The sequence below is a fragment of the Brevundimonas sp. SS2672 genome, from assembly GCF_059579685.1.
Genome location: NZ_CM184201.1, coordinates 1526347 through 1541434, shown reverse-complemented (window position 1 = coordinate 1541434; position 15088 = coordinate 1526347). Strand labels below are relative to the sequence as shown.

General features: G+C 66.8%; 16 protein-coding genes. 6 read left to right on the top strand and 10 right to left on the bottom strand.

What is annotated here, in order from left to right; genetic code table 11:
• Positions 1-11 precede the first annotated feature (11 nt).
• Both AC52GN_RS07875 and AC52GN_RS07870 read right to left on the bottom strand, forming a co-directional pair.
• On the bottom strand, positions 12-569 hold the full coding sequence (locus AC52GN_RS07875; RefSeq protein WP_496528699.1) for a GNAT family N-acetyltransferase: 558 nt from the start codon (positions 567-569) through the stop codon (positions 12-14).
• Positions 566-2788, bottom strand: a complete 2223-nt coding sequence (locus AC52GN_RS07870; RefSeq protein WP_496528698.1) for a S9 family peptidase — start codon at positions 2786-2788, stop codon at positions 566-568. Before AC52GN_RS07870 ends, AC52GN_RS07875 begins: the two co-directional genes overlap by 4 nt.
• Before the next feature lie 73 nt (positions 2789-2861).
• Here AC52GN_RS07870 and AC52GN_RS07865 point away from each other — a divergent pair, with 73 nt between their 5' ends.
• A complete protein-coding gene (locus AC52GN_RS07865; RefSeq protein WP_496528697.1) occupies positions 2862-3695 on the top strand; it encodes a trypsin-like serine peptidase in 834 nt (277 codons plus the stop codon).
• On the opposite strand, the gene AC52GN_RS07860 is transcribed toward AC52GN_RS07865, so the two are convergent.
• The 3 genes from AC52GN_RS07860 to AC52GN_RS07850 all read right to left on the bottom strand — a co-directional run bounded on the left by AC52GN_RS07860 (position 3650) and on the right by AC52GN_RS07850 (position 7005).
• On the bottom strand, positions 3650-4366 hold the full coding sequence (locus AC52GN_RS07860; protein WP_496528696.1) for an energy transducer TonB: 717 nt from the start codon (positions 4364-4366) through the stop codon (positions 3650-3652). The two genes, AC52GN_RS07865 and AC52GN_RS07860, sit on opposite strands and share 46 nt — an antisense overlap.
• A 21-nt stretch (positions 4367-4387) precedes the next feature.
• On the bottom strand, positions 4388-5155 hold the full coding sequence (locus AC52GN_RS07855) for an energy transducer TonB (RefSeq protein ID WP_496528695.1): 768 nt from the start codon (positions 5153-5155) through the stop codon (positions 4388-4390).
• Positions 5156-5220: 65 nt separating this feature from the next.
• Positions 5221-7005: an acyl-CoA dehydrogenase gene (locus AC52GN_RS07850; RefSeq protein ID WP_496528694.1), complete on the bottom strand. Its 1785-nt coding sequence runs from the start codon at positions 7003-7005 to the stop codon at positions 5221-5223.
• A 137-nt stretch (positions 7006-7142) separates the two neighbouring features.
• On the opposite strand from AC52GN_RS07850, the gene AC52GN_RS07845 reads away from it, so the two are divergent.
• Positions 7143-8081, top strand: coding sequence for an L-threonylcarbamoyladenylate synthase (locus tag AC52GN_RS07845; protein ID WP_496528693.1), 939 nt, complete (start codon positions 7143-7145; stop codon positions 8079-8081).
• On the opposite strand, the gene AC52GN_RS07840 is transcribed toward AC52GN_RS07845, so the two are convergent.
• The 4 genes from AC52GN_RS07840 to AC52GN_RS07825 all read right to left on the bottom strand — a co-directional run bounded on the left by AC52GN_RS07840 (position 8078) and on the right by AC52GN_RS07825 (position 12280).
• On the bottom strand, positions 8078-9103 hold the full coding sequence (locus AC52GN_RS07840; protein WP_496528692.1) for a patatin-like phospholipase family protein: 1026 nt from the start codon (positions 9101-9103) through the stop codon (positions 8078-8080). The genes AC52GN_RS07845 and AC52GN_RS07840 overlap by 4 nt on opposite strands.
• Before the next feature lie 40 nt (positions 9104-9143).
• Entirely contained in the window at positions 9144-9941 is a 798-nt protein-coding gene (locus AC52GN_RS07835; protein ID WP_496528691.1) for a 3-hydroxybutyrate dehydrogenase, read from the bottom strand.
• Between the two features lie 66 nt (positions 9942-10007).
• On the bottom strand, positions 10008-10781 hold the full coding sequence (gene yaaA / locus AC52GN_RS07830) for a peroxide stress protein YaaA (protein WP_312217891.1): 774 nt from the start codon (positions 10779-10781) through the stop codon (positions 10008-10010).
• 95 nt (positions 10782-10876) lie between these two features.
• On the bottom strand, positions 10877-12280 hold the full coding sequence (locus AC52GN_RS07825) for an FAD-binding oxidoreductase (protein ID WP_496528690.1): 1404 nt from the start codon (positions 12278-12280) through the stop codon (positions 10877-10879).
• A gap of 77 nt (positions 12281-12357) precedes the next feature.
• On the opposite strand from AC52GN_RS07825, the gene AC52GN_RS07820 reads away from it, so the two are divergent.
• From AC52GN_RS07820 to AC52GN_RS07810, 3 genes are read left to right on the top strand one after another with little or no spacing between them, the layout of a single operon-like run.
• The gene (locus AC52GN_RS07820) at positions 12358-12810 is read left to right on the top strand and encodes an NUDIX hydrolase (protein WP_496528784.1); all 453 of its coding nucleotides are present in this window, start codon (positions 12358-12360) and stop codon (positions 12808-12810) included.
• Positions 12811-12862: 52 nt separating this feature from the next.
• A complete protein-coding gene (locus AC52GN_RS07815) occupies positions 12863-13831 on the top strand; it encodes an SPFH domain-containing protein (RefSeq protein WP_434735051.1) in 969 nt (322 codons plus the stop codon).
• A gap of 3 nt (positions 13832-13834) precedes the next feature.
• A complete protein-coding gene (locus tag AC52GN_RS07810) occupies positions 13835-14293 on the top strand; it encodes an NfeD family protein (RefSeq protein WP_291774997.1) in 459 nt (152 codons plus the stop codon).
• On the opposite strand, the gene rnhA is transcribed toward AC52GN_RS07810, so the two are convergent.
• The gene (rnhA, locus tag AC52GN_RS07805; RefSeq protein ID WP_291775001.1) at positions 14290-14742 is read right to left on the bottom strand and encodes a ribonuclease HI; all 453 of its coding nucleotides are present in this window, start codon (positions 14740-14742) and stop codon (positions 14290-14292) included. The two genes, AC52GN_RS07810 and rnhA, sit on opposite strands and share 4 nt — an antisense overlap.
• Before the next feature lie 113 nt (positions 14743-14855).
• Between rnhA and AC52GN_RS07800 the strand changes: the two genes are divergently transcribed.
• Positions 14856-15071 (top strand): twin-arginine translocase TatA/TatE family subunit, encoded by a 216-nt coding sequence (locus AC52GN_RS07800; protein ID WP_003166998.1) that lies wholly within the window; start codon positions 14856-14858, stop codon positions 15069-15071.
• The last annotated feature ends 17 nt before the right edge of the window (positions 15072-15088 follow it).

The following is a 15088-nucleotide window of genomic DNA, read 5'->3' as shown; positions in this document are numbered from 1 at the left end:
GAATTCAGGCTCTAGCGGCCGCAATCCAGGCCAGCGGCGTCGGGCGGCGTCGCCCCTCCGGGACCCAGCGCCTTCTGCATGAAGACGACATCGCGCCAGCCGTCGAATTTCCAGCCGGCGTCGCAAAAGGCGCCGACGTGGACGAAGCCTGAAGCCTCGTGCAGGGCGATGGAGCCGGCGTTGGCGCTGTCGCCGATCACCGCCACAACCTGACGCATTCCCAAGGTCGTGCAGGTCTCGAGCAGGGCGTCCAGCAGGGCTTTTCCGACGCCACGTCCCCGGCATGCTCGGGCGACGTAAATCGAGTCCTCGACCATGAAGCGATAGGCGGCGCGCAGGCGATAGGGAGCGGCATAGGCGTAGCCGGCGACCTGTCTAAGTCCGTCGGGGCCGTCGATTTCAGCGACCAGGACGGGCAGGCCTAAGGCGGCCGGCGCGGCCAGGCGCGTCCGCATCTCGTCGGCTGAGGGGACGTCCAGTTCGAACGTCCCTGTGCCGTTCAGCACGCTGTCGGCGTAGATGGCCGTCACGGCCGCCAGATCGGCTTCCGCAAACGGTCGGACGATCACGCCTTTTCCCATCCCTTCTCCACCGCCCAGACGGCGAAGGCGTAGTCGTGGGCGATGTCCTTCAGATAATCGAACCGGCCGGACGAGGCGAAGTGGCCTGCCTCCATATTGATCTTCAGCAGCACAGGCTTGCCCGATGTGGAGGCCGGGCGCAGCTTGGCCACCCACTTCTCAGGCTCCCAATAGGTCACGCGCGGGTCGGACAGGCCCCCGGTCGCCAGCAGGGCGGGATAGGGCTTGGCCTCGATCTGATCATAGGGGCTGTAGGAATACATGTAGTCGTAGGCGTCGGCGTCCTCGATGGGATTGCCCCACTCAGGCCACTCGGGCGGGGTCAGGGGCAGGGTGGTGTCGGACATGGTGTTGATCAGGTCGACAAAGGGGACGCCGCCGATCACACCGGCCCACAATTCCGGCCGCATATTGGTGATGACGCCCATCAACAGTCCGCCGGCCGACCGGCCTTCGGCGACGATATTGCCCGACCGGGCGTAATTCTCGGCGATCAGATGATCGGCGGCGGCGATGAAGTCGGTGAAGGTGTTCTTCTTGGTGAAGCGCCGGGCGTCCAGGAACCAGTTCCAGCCCTTGTCCGAGCCGCCGCGGATGTGAGCGATGGCGTAGATGAAGCCCCGATCCACCAGAGACAGCCGGTTCGTCGCGAAGCTGGCCGCCATCGGAATGCCGTAGGAGCCGTAACCGTAGAGTAGAAGCGGCGCCGAACCGTCGACCGGCGTGTCCTTGCGGCGCAGCACCGTCACCGGCACCAGTTCGCCATCCGAGGCGGGGGCGTTCAGGCGCTCGACCACATAGTCGGCCGGGTTATGGCCCGAGGGGATTTCCTGGACCTTGCGCAGGGCGCGCTCGCGCGTCCTCAGGTCGTAGTCATAGGTCGAGGTGGGGGTTGACGGCGAATTGTAGCCATAGCGCATGACCGTGGTGTCGAACTCCGACGCTCCGCCCAGCGACAGGGCGTAGGCCGGTTCATCGACGGCGATCTCATGCTCGGCGCCGGCGCGGTCGCGGATGACGATCTTGGTGTTGGCGTCGGCGCGTTCCTGACGGCCGAGATAGTCCTTGACCAGGGCCACGCCCTCGATGAAGCGGCCCGGCGTATGCGGGATCAGGTCCTTCCAGTTCGCCTTGGCGGGGGAGGCGGTCGGCGCCTCCACCACCTTGAAGTCGATGGCGTCGTCGGCATTGGTGCGGATCACCCAGCGGTCGCCCCAATGGTCCAGGTCGTACAGGCGGCCCACATGGCGCGGCTCGACCACCACGGGCGTCGCCGTCGGATCGGAAGCCGGAATGATGCGGCTTTCCGAGGTCTCCTGATTGGCGATGTTGATGACCAGGAAGGCGTCGTCGGCGGTGCGGCCGATGCCCTGGAACATGCCCTCGTCGGCTTCCTCGTTGACCAGGGCGGTCTCGCCGCCGCGCGCCGGGCGACGGAAGATCTTGTCCGGACGACCGTTGTCGTCGCGGTTGGTCCAGAAGATCCATTGGCTGTCCGGCGAGAAGGTGAAGTTGGCGCTGGCCGATTCGATCGGGTTGGGCAGCACCTCTCCGCTGGCCAGGTCCTTCACATAGATCTTGTAGACCTCCGAACCCTGGGCGTCCTCGGCATAGGCGAACAGGGCGTGGTCGGGGCTGTGCTCGGTCGCCGAGACCTCGGAATAGGCCTTGCCCTCGGCCAGGGCGTTGCAGTCCAGCAGCAGCTCAGGCGTCGGGGCCTTGACGAAGTTCTTGGTCACGGGCTGACCGTCGACCATCCAGGTCCCCTGGCGCTCGACCCGCATATAGCGGGGATGCTGCTCGCCGGTGCGGTACTCGGTGAAGTATTCCCACGGGCCGTCAGCGGCGGGCACGGAGCTGTCGTCTTCCTTGATGTGGCCCTTCATCTCTTCGAACATCGCGGCCTGCAGCGGCAGGGTCGAGGCCATCATGGCTTCGCGATAGGCGTTCTCGGCGGTCAGGTGTTCCTTGACGTCAGCCTTGATCAGCGATGGGTCGCGCAGCACCGCCTGCCAGTTGTCGTCCTTCATCCACTGATAGTCGTCAGTGCGGACCCGGCCCAATTGTTCGATGCGAACGGGGACCTTCTTGGCGACGGGCGGCGTGGGTTTGGACATCGAGGCTCCGGTAGTCTGGCGGGCAAGGGCGGGGGAGGCGGCGACCACGCCGATGGCGGCGGTCGAGGCGATCAGTTCGCGACGGTTCATGATGATGGCGTGCCCCAAGCGTATGATTTGAGCTGGACCTTGTGCCCGGCGACGCCCGGCGTCAAATGGCGTCATGGTCATTCAGGATCTTCCGCCCGAACAACCGGCTGTCGTCGCCGCGCCGCCGCCCGAATGGGACCTGACGGTCGGCGTCATCAACGCCACGGTGCAATTGGACCAGCCGATCAGCGGCAGTCAGAGGAAGGTCGGCACAGGCTTCCTGATCGCCGCGCCTAGACCTGACGGTGCGCCGCGCGTCGTGTTGGTGACGGCGCGGCACGTTCTGGACGTCATGCCGGGCAATGAGGCGCGGATCGGCTGGCGCACGGCCGAGGCCGACGGCGCCTGGAAGTTTACGCCCGGCACCCTGACCATTCGCGACGCGGGCGGCGCGCCGCTGTGGACCGCGCACCCTGAGCGCGACGTGGCGGTGATGGAGATCACGGCGCCGCTCGCTTTCGCCCAGGCGGCGATCCCGGTCGGCTGGCTGGCCGAGGCTGACGCCTTCGACCGCTGGCGGATGGGGCCGGGCGACGAACTTCTGGCGCTGGGGTATCCGCACGGCCTGTCGGCGGATCGAGCGGGCTTTCCGATCCTGCGCCTGGGCCGGATCAGTTCCTGGCCGCTGACCCCGATCCGGCATTTCCCGATCTTCCTGCTCGATTTCGTGGTGGCCCAGGGCAATTCCGGCGGGCCGGTCTTCTGGACCCCGGCGGCGCGGCGCGTGCCTGGCGCGCCCGTACCTGACCATCCCTTCATCGCGGGGGTGCTGGTGCAGGAGGTGCAGGGCGGCGGCGAAGGCCTGGACCTCGGCGTCGTGGCTCACGCCGACTATGTGCGCGAGACCATAGCCTTGCTGGATCAGTCGGCTGCCGCACCAGAAGCGCAGTCGAACGCTTCACAATAGCGCCGGCGCATCTCGTTCCTGATCAGAGCCGGGTCTTCCGGGCTGGCCTGTGTGACTTGAGCGTACCAGACATCCCATCCGATGGGTTTCTGGGTCGGCAGATAGTCCAGGCCGTGTCGAGCCAGAACGCGAGCGACCCCCGCGGCGTACAAGGCCTTCTCGGCTTCAAGGTCAGGGTATAGCTCGGCCATCCAGGCGCGTAGAAGCGCTGCCTTCTCAGGCGGCATTTCGTTGACCTTCCAGTCACGGATCGAGCGTTCGGCCGCAGACCGGCTGCCGCCATAGAAGCTGTCGGTAAAGGCTTGGGCGGCCTGGATATGTTCTGGGCCTGGTTCAGGGCCCTCCCACGGTTGACGCAGCGGTTCGTCGCCTTCGGTCAGGATGTCGAAGGGCAGTTCGATCATGAAAGGAACGCCGGCGGGCCGGGCGACGCGCCCGCGGAACACGATCGCCAGCGCCGCTTGCTGGAAACCCATGTCGGCGGGTCTGGCGAACACGGCGCCGCAACGGGTCAAGGCGCCGTCGTCGTTGTTGACGCATTCGAGGGTGACGGTTCCGTTGACTCGCAGATCCTTGGCCATGGGCGGATAATCGTGGCGTTCAACGATGGGACGTGTCTCCCACTGAACAGGCTCCGCCAATAGGGCCAGGCTCGCCAAAAGCGTGATCATCTAGAGGTTCCCCGTGGGATTTCAGGGCGCGACGCCAGCCGTCGGCCCACAGTCATATCGGGCGCAGTAGCGGCGACGAAGTTCGATCATCGGCTCGCGAGGATAAATATCGCGTCCGGCCTCTCGCAACTGCGGAGTCCAGGCTTCGCTCCAGTCATCGGGCTGCTTGGGCGGCAAGGCGTCCAATTCGCGAAGAGCCAGGACGCGCGCCATGACCAGGCCCCGCCTTTGGCGCTCTGTTTCCAGATTGCCGAACAGTTCGGCGATCCAGCCTTCGGTCGTCCTGCGCATCTCGAGCGGCATCCGGTCCAGCCGCCAATGACGTCTCAGACGAACGACAGGCTCGACGCTGCGTCGGGCGAAACGGCGGCCGCCTTCCATTTGCGCGGCGTTGGGCGTCGGACCGGACCAGGGCGTCGGCGCCTCCGTGTTGAATGGCGAAACGTTGAAGGGCACGCGCACCGTGAACTCGCGTTTTTCAGGCGAGGCGTCGGGTGCGGCGGGCGTTAGCCTTGCGCGCTCGATGATGCGGACCGCGGCTTCGGCGAAGCCCAGCCCGTCCGGACGCGCGCGCATGGCGGTGCAGGCGTTCGGCAGCCCTTCCGGCGTCACCAGGCAGTTTACCTCGACCCAGCCGCCGATGTGCATGGCGGCGGCGAAGGGTGGGAAATCTTCTGGCGTCGGAACAGGGCGCGTGACCCAGGCGACCGGCTCTTCCGTTGTCGCGAAAGAGGCTCCGCTGAAAAAAGCAGCCAGGATAAAACTGGCAGCGCCGACCGCTCGATTCATACGAAAACGCCTCCCGAGCCTAGCTGACACGGGAGGCGCTTCACGCTCAAGCCATAGAACGGCGATCAGCCGGCCAGTGCCTCCACACTCATGCGTTGCAGCAGGTCGCCGCCCTGGCCGACAGCGGCCAGGCGACTGGAGACGTGGCCCAGGACGTTGGCGGCGTAGACTTCATAGAGGTCCAGCTTGCCCTGCAGCCAAGTGGAGTCGCCGTCGCCAGCCTCCAGCTTGGCCTTGGCGGCCAGGGCGCCCTTGGCCAACATCCAGCCGCCGACTACATCGCCCATCAGCTTCAGATAGGCGTCGGCGCCCGCCAGCACGTCGGCCGCGCGGGCGGCGTCCGACTTGGCGTCCAGCAGCCACAGGGTGGCGTCCTCGACTGCCTCGATGGCGGTGGCGAAACGCTCGACCGGCTTGCCGGTATAGAGGCGATCGATCTGGGCCAGGGTGGTCTTCATCTCGGCGATTAGGGCCTTGGCCGAGTCGCCGCCGTCCATCGACAGCTTGCGCCCCACCAGGTCCATGGCCTGAATGCCGTTGGTGCCTTCATAGATCGGCGTGATGCGGGCGTCGCGATAGTATTGGGCCGCGCCGGTTTCCTCGATGAAGCCCATGCCGCCGTGGACCTGAACGCCCATCGAGGCGACTTCGCAGCCGACGTCCGTGGACCAGGCCTTGGCGATCGGGGTGAACAGGTCTTCGCGACCCTTCCACGCCTTGCGCTCTTCCTCGGTGGCGGCGTGACGGGCCAGGTCGGCAGCGACGCCCGTGGACAGGCAGATGGCGCGCGCGGCGGCGACCTTGGCCTTCATCACCGACAGCATCCGACGCACGTCGGGGTGGTCGAAGATCGGCGCGTCCTTCTCGCCGGTCCAGACGCTGCGGCCCTGACGGCGTTCCAGCGCATAGGCCAGGGCGTGCTGATAGGCGCGCTCGGCGACGCCGACGCCCTCGACGCCGACGGCCAGACGGGCGGCGTTCATCATGACGAACATGTGGGCCAGGCCCTGGTTCGGCTGGCCGACCAGTTCGGCGCGGGCGCCCTCATAGCTCATGACGCAGGTGGGGGAGGCGTGGATGCCCAGCTTGTGCTCGACGCCGACCGGGCGGAAGGCGTTGCGCTCGCCCAGCGAACCGTCGGCGTTGACTGCGAACTTGGGCGTCAGGAACAGGCTGATGCCCTTCGGCCCCGCAGGGGCGTCGGGCAGGCGAGCCAGCACCAGATGGACGATGTTGTCGGCCGCGTCGTGGTCGCCCCAGGTGATGAAGATCTTCTGGCCAGTCAGGGCGTAGGTCCCGTCGCCGTTGGGAACCGCCGTCGCCGTCAGGGCGCCGAGGTCGGACCCTGCGTGCGGCTCGGTCAGCACCATGGCGCCGGTCCATTCGCCGCTGACCAGCTTGGGCAGGTAGGTGGCCTTCTGATGTTCGTTTCCGACCTGCTCCAGCGCTTCGATGGAGGCCAGCGACAGCATGGGACACAGGCCGAAGGCCATGTTGGCGGCGTGGACGGTTTCATAGGCCGCCAGCTCCAGCGCCTTGGGCAGGGCCTGCCCGCCGGCCTCGACCGAGGCGGTCAGGCTGGTCCAGCCGCCCGCCGCGAACTGTTGATAGGCGTCGGCGAAACCGGGGGCGGCGGTCACGGCGCCGTTGGCGTATTTGGCGCCCGCCAGGTCGCCGGGACGGTTCAGCGGAGCCAGAACCTCTTCCGAAAACTGGCCGGCGGCGTCCAGCACGGCCGAGGCGACGTCGGCGTCGTAATCGGGAAAGGCGCCGGTCGCCGCCACCTGACCGATCCCGGCCACGGCGTCGAGGGCGAAGGCGATGTCACGGACGGGGGCGCGGTAGCTCATCGGTTATCCTCAGAAAGACGTCGCGCTTCTGTCGGCCGCCGCGCTTCGGGGCGCAAGCCCGCTTGGACTTTGGTCGAGTTTCCGCGCACTCTACGCGCCTGTTTGAACGGCTGACGCCGCGTAAGGAAAGAGCGACCGTGCCCGCCGACCGACCCGCCAGGGGCGACAGCCCCGAAATCGCCGCCGAGGCGTTGAAGACGGGACGCCTGGTCATCCTGCCGACCGAGACGGTCTATGGGCTGGCGGCCGACGCCTCCAACCCCCAGGCGGTGGCGCGTATCTTCGAGGCCAAGGGCAGACCGCGCTTCAATCCCCTGATCGCCCATGTCGCCAATGCGCTGGACGCCGAAGCGATCGCGGTGTTCGACGCGCGCGCGCGGGCCTTGGCCGAAGCCTTCTGGCCGGGGCCGTTGACCATCGTGGCGCCGGTGCGGGATCGCGATCGGGTATGCGACTTGGCGCGGGCGGGGCTGGACAGCGTGGCCGTGCGCGTGCCGGGCCATCCGCGCGCGCGCGCGGTCATCGGCGCCTTCGGCGGGCCGGTCGTCGCGCCATCGGCCAATCGTTCAGGGCGGCCCAGCCCGACGACTTTCGACGACGCCATGGAAGAGACGGGCCATGCCGTGGGCGCGGCGGTTGATGGCGGGCCCTGCGCCGTGGGGGTTGAGAGCACCGTCGTTTCGGTGCTGGACGGGCAGGTGGCTCTGCTGCGTCCCGGTTCCGTCACCCGCGAAGAGATCGAGGCGGTCGCCGGGCCGTTGGTCGAAGGCGGGCAAGGGCATCGCTCGCCGGGCCGCCTGGCTCTCCATTATGCGCCTGACGCGCCGGTGCGCATTGAGGCGGAAGGCGCCAGGGAGGGCGAAATCCTGCTGGGCTTCGGCGCCGGCGTCGGCGACCCACGCTGGAGCCTCAGCCCAAGCGGCGACATCCGGGAGGCGGCGGCCAATCTGTTCCGCCTGTTGCGCGAGGCGGATCGCGCCAAACCCGCCGGGATCGCCGTGTCGTCCATTCCAGCCAAAGGACTGGGCGAGGCGATCAACGACCGTCTGCGCCGTGCGGCGGGCTTCGTCGGCTAGAGGAAGCGCGCCTTCACGTCCACGCTGGACGCTTTGCCGACCTTGGGCAGGCAGTTTTCAAGCCATGTGTCGGCGGCTGTCCGGCCGTGCTGCTTCAGCTCGTTCAGATAGCTCCACTCCGTATCGAATTTGGAATGTAGCGACTGGCCGCCCAGCCATTCGTCGGCTTCGATGACGTGGATGCGGACGCCGCGTCGGCGATCCTCACCGGGTTTCAGCTTGCCCTCGGCGATCAGGTCCTGAACGAAGGCGACGGCCCGCAGTTCGGCGACGAGCGGGGCGTTGAAGACGATCTCATTCAGCCGGTCGTTGATCTCGCCCGCCTCGCGCGGCGCCTCATTACGCTGGAACGGATTGAGCGGCAGCAGCAGGATATCGTCCGGCGTGTCCGTATAGAACAGCGGCCACAACGCGGGGTTGGCCAGATAGCCGCCGTCCCAATAGGGTTCGCCCTCGATCTCCACCGCCTGGAACAACTGGGGCAGGCAGGCCGAGGCCAAGAGCACCTCGGGCGCCATTTCGTCGGATTTGAAGATGCGGGAGCGACCTGCGCGCACCGCCGTCGTCGACACGAACATCTGGATGTCGGAGGCGCGCAGGGCCTCGAAATCCACCGCCGTCTCCAGCACCCGGCGCAGCGGGTTCAGGTTGAAGGGGTTGAAGGAATAGGGGCTCATTGACAGGGCCAAGGTCTGACCCGCCTGCCACATCGGCGTCCCCTTCAGCCATTCGGGCGTCAGGGCCTTGGACCAGACGGCGCTGTCGCCGAAGACGTTGCGGCCGCCGGACTGGTTCACCTCGCGCCACAGGTGGTCCAGCGCCTCGCGCCCGCCCTCGGCTCCGCCGCGTTCCAGTCCGGTGATCAGGGCGGCGGCGTTCATCGCTCCCGCCGAGGCGGCGGTGACGGCGCGCACGTCCAGAACATCAGCTTCCAGCAACCGGTCCAGCACGCCCCACTGAAAGGCGCCGTGAGCTCCGCCGCCCTGCAGGGCCAGACAGACCGGTTTGCGTTTCGCTCCCATCAGCCTCTCCGTCTTCCGACCCGTGTGGCCGCGGTGAAGCCTATTGGGCTGTCCAGCCGCCGTCGACGGAGAAGTGGGCGCCGTTGGCCGAGGCGCCGAGGTCCGACGCCAGGTAGAGGAAGACGCCCGCCAGTTCATCGGTCGTGACGAAACGCTTGGTCGGCTGCGAGCCGAGAATGACGTTCTTCATCACGTCTTCCTCGCTCATGCCGCGGGTGCGCGCCTGGTCCTGGATCTGCTTGGCGACGATCGGCGTCTCGACGAAGCCGGGGCAGATGGCGTTGCAGGTGATGTTGTCCTGCGCCAGTTCCAGCGCCACCGTTTTGGTGAAGCCGATCACCCCGTGCTTGGCGGCGACATAGGCCGACTTGAACGGGCTGGCGACCAGGCCGTGGGCCGAGGCGATGTTGATGATCCGGCCGCGTCCTTGCGCCTTCATGATCGGGATCGCCGCCTTGGTGGCGTAGAAGGTCGAGGACAGGTTGATGGCGATGATCTTTTCCCACGCGTCGGCGGGGAAGTTCTCGACGGCCTCGACGTGCTGGATGCCGGCGTTGTTGACCAGGATGTCGAGGCGGCCCAGTTCGCGATGCGCCGTGGCGATCATGTCCTCGATCTGATCCGGCCGGGTCATGTCGGCGGGGTGATAGAGGACGCGCACGCCGGTTTCAGCGGCCAGATCGGCGCGCGTCTTCTCGATGGCGTCCGCGTCGCCCAGACCGTTCAGCACCACATCGCCGCCGCACAGGGCCACGGCCCGCGCCAGCGCCAGCCCGATGCCCGAGGTCGAGCCGGAAACGACCGCGACGCGGCCCTTGAGATCGTTCATCGCGAACATGACAGAAAGAACCCGTTGGATGGTGATGCTGCAACGCAACCTAACCGCAGTCGTTCAATCTGGCGATCAGGAATTTCCTTCCCTGATGAATATCCAGTCCGTATCCGTCGAAAGATTTTTGTCGAAGCGGTAGCCGTCGCGGTCGTAGGCCTTCAGGTCCTCGACCTTTTCGAGGCGGTTCTCGATGGCGAAGCGGGCCATGCCGCCGCGCGCCTTCTTGGCGTAGAAGGAGATGATGCGGGCTTCGCCGTCCTTCTTTTCCTTGAAGTGCGGGGTCACGACCGGCAGCTTCAGCGCCTTGGCGTCCACCGCGCCGAAATACTCGTGGCTGGCCAGGTTCACCAGGGTGCGTTCAGACAGCTTCTCGGCGTCTTCGTTGAGGCGCAGGGAAATCCGCTCGCCCCAGAAATCATAGAGGGTGGCGCCGCGCTTGGTCTTCAGCCGGACGCCCATCTCCAGGCGGTACGGTTGGATCGCATCCAACGGCCGCAGCAGGCCGTAGAAACCCGACAGGATGCGCAGGTGATCCTGGGCCCAGTTCAGGTCGTCGGTCGACAGGGTGCGCGCCGACAATCCCTCGTAGACATCGCCGGCGAAGGCGAAGACGGCCTGAAGCGCGCCGTCCGAGGTTTCGTTGTCGAAGGCCTGGAAACGTTGGTAGTTCAGTTCGGCCAGGGCGTCGGAGATGGACATCAGGCGCCGCAGATCGGCCCGGCTGAGCTTCTGCGTCACCTTGGCCAGTTCGGCGGTCTCGTCGGCGCATCGCCGCTGCGTCACGGGGGCGTCGATGGCGGGCGGGTTGAAGTCCAGCTTTTTGGCCGGGGACAGGACGATCAGCAAGACGATCGACTCCCTATGCGTCTCAAGAGCGGGCCTCATAGGCCGCTTCCATGACGTTTTGAACCGCCTGAAACGTCACAGACGGTCGCAAGTCATCAGAAGAGGACCGCCGGATTCATGATGCGCCTGGGGTCGAGGGCCTGTCGGATCGCTTGCATGGTCGCGATCTCGAGCGGGGATTTGTATCGCCGCGCCTCACCGGTTTTCAGCCGTCCCAGGCCGTGTTCAGCGGAAATCGACCCGTCGTAACGGGCGACCACATCGTGGACGACTTCTGACCCCTCCATCCAGCGGGCGATGAAGGCCGAGACATCCTCGCCCACGCCGGGGATCACATCATAGTGAAGATTGCCGTCGCCGACGTGGCCGAACACCGACACGCGGCAGCCTGGATGGAAGCGTTCGACTGCGGCGGTCGCCTCGTCGATGAAGTCGGCGATCTGCGATACTGGGACGGACACGTCGTGCTTCCAGCCGCCGCCTTCGGGCTTGAGGGCCGCAGAGTGTTCTTCGCGCAGACGCCAGAACTCGGCCTTCTGGGCGTCGTTCTGGGCGATGGCGGCGTCGACGATCAGCCCTTCCTCGAAGGCGGTTGTCAGCAGCCGCTCCATCGCAGCCTCGGCGCCGTCCGGCTCGCCCGAGGCCAGTTCGATCAGCACATACCAGGGCGGCGTGGTCTCCAGCGGTTCGCGCGTGTCGGGGATGTTTTTCAGCACCAGGCTCATGCCCAGCCGCTTCATCAGCTCGAACGCCTCGACTCCGCCGCCGGTCTCGGCCTTGGCGCGAGCCAGAAGCTCCACGGCGTCGTGGTGGCTCTCCAGGCCGACGATGGCCGTGGCGCGGCTGCGCATGATCGGAAACAGCTTCAGCGTCGCAGCCGTGACGACGCCCAGGGTGCCTTCGGCGCCGATGAAGAGCTGCTTCAGGTCGTAGCCGGTGTTGTCCTTGCGCAGCCGCTTCAGGCCGTTGAACACCTGACCGTCGGGCATGACGGCCTCGATGCCCAGCACCAGGTCGCGCATCATGCCGTAGCGCAGAACCGCCGTGCCGCCCGCGTTGGTCGAGATGACGCCGCCGATGGTGGCCGAGCCCTCGGCCGCGAGGCTGAGCGGGAAGAAGCGGTCCTTCTCCTTGGCCAGTTCCTGCGCCTCCAGCAGGGTCACGCCCGCCTCGACCGTCATGGCGTCGTCCAGCGGCGTCACGTCGCGCACAGTCCGCAACTTGCGCGTGGACAGCAAAACCTCCCCATAGGGAATCTGGCCGCCAACCAGGCCGGTGCCGCCGCCCTGCGTCACCACGGCGACGCCGTGTCGGGCGCAGATCTCGACGGCGCGGGCGACCTCTTCGGTCGTGCGCGGTTGCAGCAGAAGCGGCGTCTCGCCCGTCCAGCGGCCGCGCCATTCGGTCAGCCACGGCGCCATCTCGGCGGCGTCCCGGGTCCAGGCGCCGGGCAGGGCGGCTTTGAGTTCAGCGAGCGATTCTGGCGTCGGGAGGGTCATATCGGCCTTGTGGCAAAAGGCGTGCCGTGGTGGAAGCGCAAAACCTTGCCTTCTGGCGGTCAATTCAAGGGCAAAACATGATTCCAACGCCGGCTGTGGGCGTGGTGTGCCTGAAAGGCGATGAGGTGCTGCTGATCCGTCGCGGCACGCCGCCGCGCGTGGGGGAATGGAGTCTGCCCGGCGGGCGTCTGGAGCCGGGCGAACGTCTGGCTGACGCAGCGCTGCGCGAACTGCGGGAGGAAACCGGCGTCGAGGCGGAATTGATCGGTTTGGTCGATGTGGTGGACGGGCTCTTTCCGGAGGCGGGACGACATTACGTTCTGATCGATTATGCGGCCCGGTGGCTGTCTGGAGCGCCAGTCGCGGGCGACGATGCGGCCGAGGCGGCCTTCTTTCCGTTCGAGACCGCCCTGGCCATGGTGGACTGGGAAGAGACGCGCCGCATTATCGGGATCGCGGGCACGATGGCTGACGCGGATGTCATGCTGACGGAACCGGATTCTGTAGCGCGCCGTCGCCGGGGCGGTTAAGCTCTCCTTCCAACTGGAGGGCCTTATGAATTTTTCGCTGATATTCTTTGTGATGTTCGCGGTCTTCGCGCTCATCTTCCTGTTCAGCGTGATCAAGATCGTGCCGCAAGGCCGTGAATTCACGGTGGAACGGTTCGGCAAATACACCAAGACCCTGACGCCGGGCATCCACATCCTGACTCCGTTCGTCGAGCGTATCGGCCGTCGCATGAACATGATGGAGCAGGTGCTGGACGTGCCGACGCAAGAGGTCATCACCCGCGACAACGCGATGGTGAAGGTCGACGGCATCGTCTTCATCCAGGTGATGGACGCGGCCAAGGCGGCCTATCGCGTCGACGACCTGACCTACGCCATCGCCCAGCTGTGCATGACCAACCTGCGGACCGTGGTCGGCTCGATGGAGCTGGACGAGGTGCTGAGCCAGCGCGACAGCATCAACACCCGCCTGCTGCACGTCATCGACGCCGCGACCGAGCCGTGGGGCATCAAGGCCAACCGCATCGAGATCAAGGATCTGACGCCGCCGGTCGACATCACCAACGCCATGGCCCGTCAGATGAAGGCCGAGCGCGAGCGTCGCGCCGTCATCACCGAGGCGGACGGCGAGAAGCAGGCCGCCATCGCCCGCGCCGAGGGCGCCAAGCAGGCCGCGATCCTGGAAGCCGAGGGCCGGCGCGAAGCCGCGTTCCGCGACGCCGAGGCCCGCGAACGTGAAGCCGAGGCCGAGGCCAAGGCCACCGCCATGGTGTCGGAGGCCATCGCCCGCGGCGACGTCAACGCCATCAACTACTTCGTGGCCCAGAAGTATGTGGAGGCCTTCGCCGAACTGGCGCGCAGCCCGCAACAGAAGACGGTCATCGTGCCGTCGGAAATGGGCGCCCTGGTCGGCACCATCGCCGGCGTCGGCGAATTGGTCGGCCTGGCCAAGGAGCAGCAGCAGGTCCGCACGGACGCGCGTCAGGCCGCGCCGCGCGCTGCGCAGCGTCGTTCGGGCGGCGCCGTGCCGACGACGGAGTAGTCCATGGACTGGTTCGTCTCCCTCTACGCCGCCCAGCCGTTCTGGCTATGGCTGGCGGTCGGCGTGGTCCTGCTGGGGATCGAGGCTACGGCTTCGACCGAGTGGCTGTTGTGGCCGGCGGTGTCGGCGGGGCTGACGGCCCTGCTGTCGGCGCTGGCGCCGCAACTGGGCCTGCCGGTCGAGATCGGCGTCTTCGCCGCGTTGACCGTGGCGTCCACCGTTCTGTCGCGTCGTCTGATCAAGCGGGTGAACCCCAAGGATCAGCCCGACATCAATGATCGCGACATCCGTCTGGTCGGCGAACGCGCCCGCGTGGTCGAAGCCTTCGTCGGCGGTCGCGGCCGGGTCTTCGTGTCCGGCTCGGAATGGCCGGCTGAAATCGAGGGCGCCTCGCCCCTGGCGGGCGAGAGCGTCATCATCGAATCAGTATCCGGTCCCCTGCTGAAGGTGCGGGCGGTCTAGCGCCCGCGCATCTCCGCCACCCCGCGATTGGCCAGGCCGTCGGCGCGTTCGTTCAGAGCATGACCGGCGTGGCCTTTGACCCAGTGCCATTTCACCTCGTGGCGGCTGCGGGCTTCGTCCAGGCGCCGCCACAGGTCCTCGTTCTTGACCGGTTTCTTGTCGGCCGTCTTCCAGCCGCGCGCTTTCCAGCCGCGAATCCACTCGGTCACGCCCTGCATGACGTATTTGCTGTCGGTGTGCAGGTCGACGCGGCAGGGGCGTTTCAGCGCCTCCAGGGCCATGATCGCCGCCATCAGCTCCATGCGGTTGTTGGTCGTCAGGGGCTCGCCGCCCCAGAGTTCCTTTTCGTGCCCGCCGGCGGTTTGCAGGATCGCCCCCCAGCCGCCAGGGCCGGGATTGCCCTTGCAGGCGCCGTCGGTATGGATGATGACGTGATCGTTGAGACTCATGGCCGCGATGCGTACAGCGTCCCTTGGCGCGTCGCCATCACTCAGCCTATATGACGCACAACAATCAGTTGGTGGGGCCGCGTCTCGGTGAGTCCCCTTGAGGAGGTATCGCCATGGGCTCCATGAGCATCTGGCACTGGGCCATCGTCGTCGTCGTCGTGCTGGTCCTTTTCGGCGGCCGCGGCAAGCTGTCGGGCATCATGGGCGACGCCGCCAAGGGCATTCGCGCCTTCAAGGACGGCCTGAAGGACGACACGGACGCCAAGGGCAAGGAAGCCCCGGGCGCCTTGCCGCGCACCGAGGCCGAAAAAGAAGAACTGAACCGCTGATCCTCGCCGAAAGACGC